Origin of the sequence: Psychrobacter sp. Pi2-51, assembly GCF_904846665.1 — a bacterium.
Classification (GTDB): domain Bacteria; phylum Pseudomonadota; class Gammaproteobacteria; order Pseudomonadales; family Moraxellaceae; genus Psychrobacter; species Psychrobacter glaciei.
Genome location: NZ_CAJHBP010000052.1, coordinates 1 through 3206 on the forward strand (window position 1 = coordinate 1; position 3206 = coordinate 3206).

4 protein-coding genes are annotated in these 3206 nt (G+C 40.7%); 3 read left to right on the forward strand and 1 reads right to left on the reverse strand.

From position 1 onward, the window contains the following. Positions 1–59 precede the first annotated feature (59 nt). A complete protein-coding gene (locus JMY08_RS13810) occupies positions 60–590 on the reverse strand; it encodes a 3'-5' exonuclease (RefSeq protein ID WP_201593754.1) in 531 nt (176 codons plus the stop codon). 474 nt (positions 591–1064) lie between these two features. On the opposite strand from JMY08_RS13810, the gene JMY08_RS14100 reads away from it, so the two are divergent. The 3 genes from JMY08_RS14100 (at position 1065) to JMY08_RS13820 (ending at position 3090) form a co-directional block, all read left to right on the forward strand. Then, entirely contained in the window at positions 1065–1289 is a 225-nt protein-coding gene (locus JMY08_RS14100) for a hypothetical protein (RefSeq protein ID WP_227679696.1), read from the forward strand. A gap of 27 nt (positions 1290–1316) precedes the next feature. Continuing rightward, positions 1317–1934 (forward strand): PP2C family protein-serine/threonine phosphatase, encoded by a 618-nt coding sequence (locus JMY08_RS13815; protein WP_227679697.1) that lies wholly within the window; start codon positions 1317–1319, stop codon positions 1932–1934. Positions 1935–2001: 67 nt separating this feature from the next. After that, the gene (locus JMY08_RS13820) at positions 2002–3090 is read left to right on the forward strand and encodes a helix-turn-helix transcriptional regulator (RefSeq protein WP_201539741.1); all 1089 of its coding nucleotides are present in this window, start codon (positions 2002–2004) and stop codon (positions 3088–3090) included. Positions 3091–3206: the final 116 nt, after the last annotated feature.

The window sequence follows — 3206 nt, forward strand, 5'->3', positions numbered from 1 at the left end:
ACACCATTAGAAACAGAGAGACGCTATTTTAACAAAAACCTCTTATCAGGTGTCCTAAATTAGTTGACCACTACAGTGGGTATACGTGCCATTTGACTAAACTCATATAAGTTCTCCACATCACTTATCTCATGACCTTGACTGTTAGCCATATCAATCAGACTACCAAGCACTAGCTCAGTGAAGTAGATGTCAGCAATGGCAGCATGCGCGTTCTTTGCTTGAGCGCGCGCTATATCACGGTGGAAGTGATAGAGAAGGGATACTAGCTTATGGCTCTCAAGCGTAGGAAGGAGAAAGTTAGCCATCGCATTGGTACAAATTAACTTAGGCTCATGGGTCACGCCAGCATTTTTGAGAACGGCCATGTCAAAATCAATATTGTGGCCAATTAAATACTTAACACTACTAGGTAGTCTGAAGTTTGTATGAGGTGGTTCATCCGCCACATCCTCATCACAAATGTGTGATATCGCCATAGAACCTAAGCTGATTTCTTTTAGGGGATTAAAGCGCTTCGCTCTTGGCGCTTGTAACACAGTCACCTTGCCATTAATGATATCAACGATAGAGTAGGCCGCTTCAGTCATGTGCGGTTCAAACCCCAATATTGCCCAAGCTACCTGGGTATTTCTTTGAAAGCTAAACAATTCGCTAAGCTATACAAGACGGTGCTTATTATCAATTTTTAGTACCAGGGTGTATTAAAAAATCGACTCTCTGTCCTATTGAAACTGATAATGACGTACCCTAAAAAACGCTGATATCGTCACCTGAGAAGTACGTTATATATAATCTGTAATAATCAGCAAAAGTAAATATTTTACTGTTTGTATGGTAGATCTATCATGTCGATGGCTTATAGATAGGAATGAAAGGTTAGACCATGGTATATAAGTTCATTTATCTTTTCTAGCGATATACCCTTAAACCTAACAATAATCAAAGCTAACTATTGTTTTTAGATAGTCTGGGAGATTTATTATAGTATATAACCTAGAAAAAAAATCACTAGGCAGTCTACTATACTTGTCTTAATGATAATAAATAATAAGCGAATGAATATGACAGCGACTTCGAGTTATGAGTATGAACCTCTTGCTGAAACAATAGCTCACGCCTGCGCCATTACTTTTCAAGGTAATACCAGCAACGGCCTACAGCAAGACGCATTTTTCTTCTTAGATCACTGGTATCAAGAGGACTTAGGAGTAATGCCAGTGACATCAGTGCAAGCGCCATTTTGTCTTGCGGTATCAGACGGCGTTGCTAGCTCTAACCAGTCATAGCACTGCTCAAAGGCAGTTGTCAAAGCAATTAAAAAGCTATGGGATAGCAATCAAGAGAGTACTAGTGCTATCACCTCAGATCATATCTATACGCAACTGAGTCAAACCAAACACCCAAAAAAACGTTATGGTGCCGCAGCAACTCTCGCGATGATCACCGGCACGCTAAACGATGATAAGTCGATAAATATAGATATAACTCATGTCGGCGATAGCCGTGTATATTTGCTTAGCAAAGATATGAATGAATGGCAGTGCTTAACTCGTGATCATAATCTGCTTAATGAGTTGGTAGATGAACAGGCACATAACGAAGGTCGAGAAGCTCAGCCTAGCGAGTACAATCGCACAGGTATGGCGGGCAGCTTATATAGCATTACCGAGTGCTTTGCATTAGCAGTAGATAGTGATGACCCAAGCAGCGAGCCACCAAAAAGTGATAAGCGAACAATCACAGTGCAAGCAGGCGATAGCCTTGTCATTTGTACTGACGGTATTCATGATTTAGTATCGTGCTACGAGTGGTCACTTATCGATAATCAAACGGATTTACAAGGATGGCTACAGAAGCTTATGCAGCAAGTATACGACTCGGATGGCAATGCTTATGATAATGGCACAGCTATTGTGGTACGGTTTGATTAACCTTTTTACGATAGTTCACTTTTAAAATGACAGTTTGATAGATTCGATAGCCTATAGAGCAGCCAACATGCCTACACACCCAATCGCAACCTACAACAAATCCACCCGTTTGTTTGCGCTCTATCAGCGCTTGCCACGTCATAAAGACAAGGCAATATCACTCACAGAGCTAATGAACGTTTATGGTGATAACCTTGACCATTACGCAAACGAGCGTAAAAATTTAGAGAACGACCTAACAAGTCTCAATCAAATATTCAATGACGTCTTTCACAGTGACGCTTTAATGCGTCTGCCAGCTTGGGGACAGAATATCAGCGGACAAACGGCACGGTTTTATATTGAGCCAAGTTTTAGTATCGATGTCATTAATGAGCAAACGGTATTTTTTTGGCAGATGCTCGCTAACTATACGGCGAACTACTTGCCAGCACCTTTTAAACAAAGCATTAGTGAAAAGTTGACCCAATTAGGTCGCCAAGATAGACACAGCTTCAATCAAAGCAAGCTAGGACAGTGGCAAGATTATCTTATTACCCTGTCTAGTATCGTACAAGCACCAAAGCTTGATAGCGGCGTGCTGACTAGCATCCATCAGGCACTATTACACAACAAGCAGCTTCAAATCAGCTATCAAAACAAATGGCGTAACAATCCTACCGTCAGAGTGATCTACCCTAGAGGACTTATTTTTATCGACAACATGATCTATCTTACTGGGTTTAATCCAACGAATGATCATATCGATGATAATGTCTTATTAATGGCACATCGTAATTTTGCGGTTAATCGTATTGAAGCAGCTGAAGTAACAGAGCAGTCGGTACCGGACTGGGTAGAGCGCAATGCTTTCACTCTTGAGAATCTACGTAAGCTAGGAAAGCTTGAGTTGAATAATGGTTTAAAAATCGGACTGGTTCTAAAGGTGCAAAAATATGCCTGCCAGCATCTCTATGAGCGGCCGTTATCATCTACTCAAACGATTACGGTTATCGATGACACTTGGAACGAGGTGCGTGCAACAGTTGCCAATACGCAGCGCTTGCAAGATTGGCTGGTCAGTATGTCGCAGTTAGCAGTAGTGATTGAACCGGTAGAGTTAAAAGCGGCTATTTTAGAGCGCTTAGAAAGCGGGATAAAATTATATACAAAATAGTTGATCAAGAATTTTACTAAAGTAATAAAAGACAAATACATTTTTTAATTTAATCAAGGAGCTAGAATGACCACACCTAACTTATTTAAATTTGCCACCTCTGAATTATCACAAGA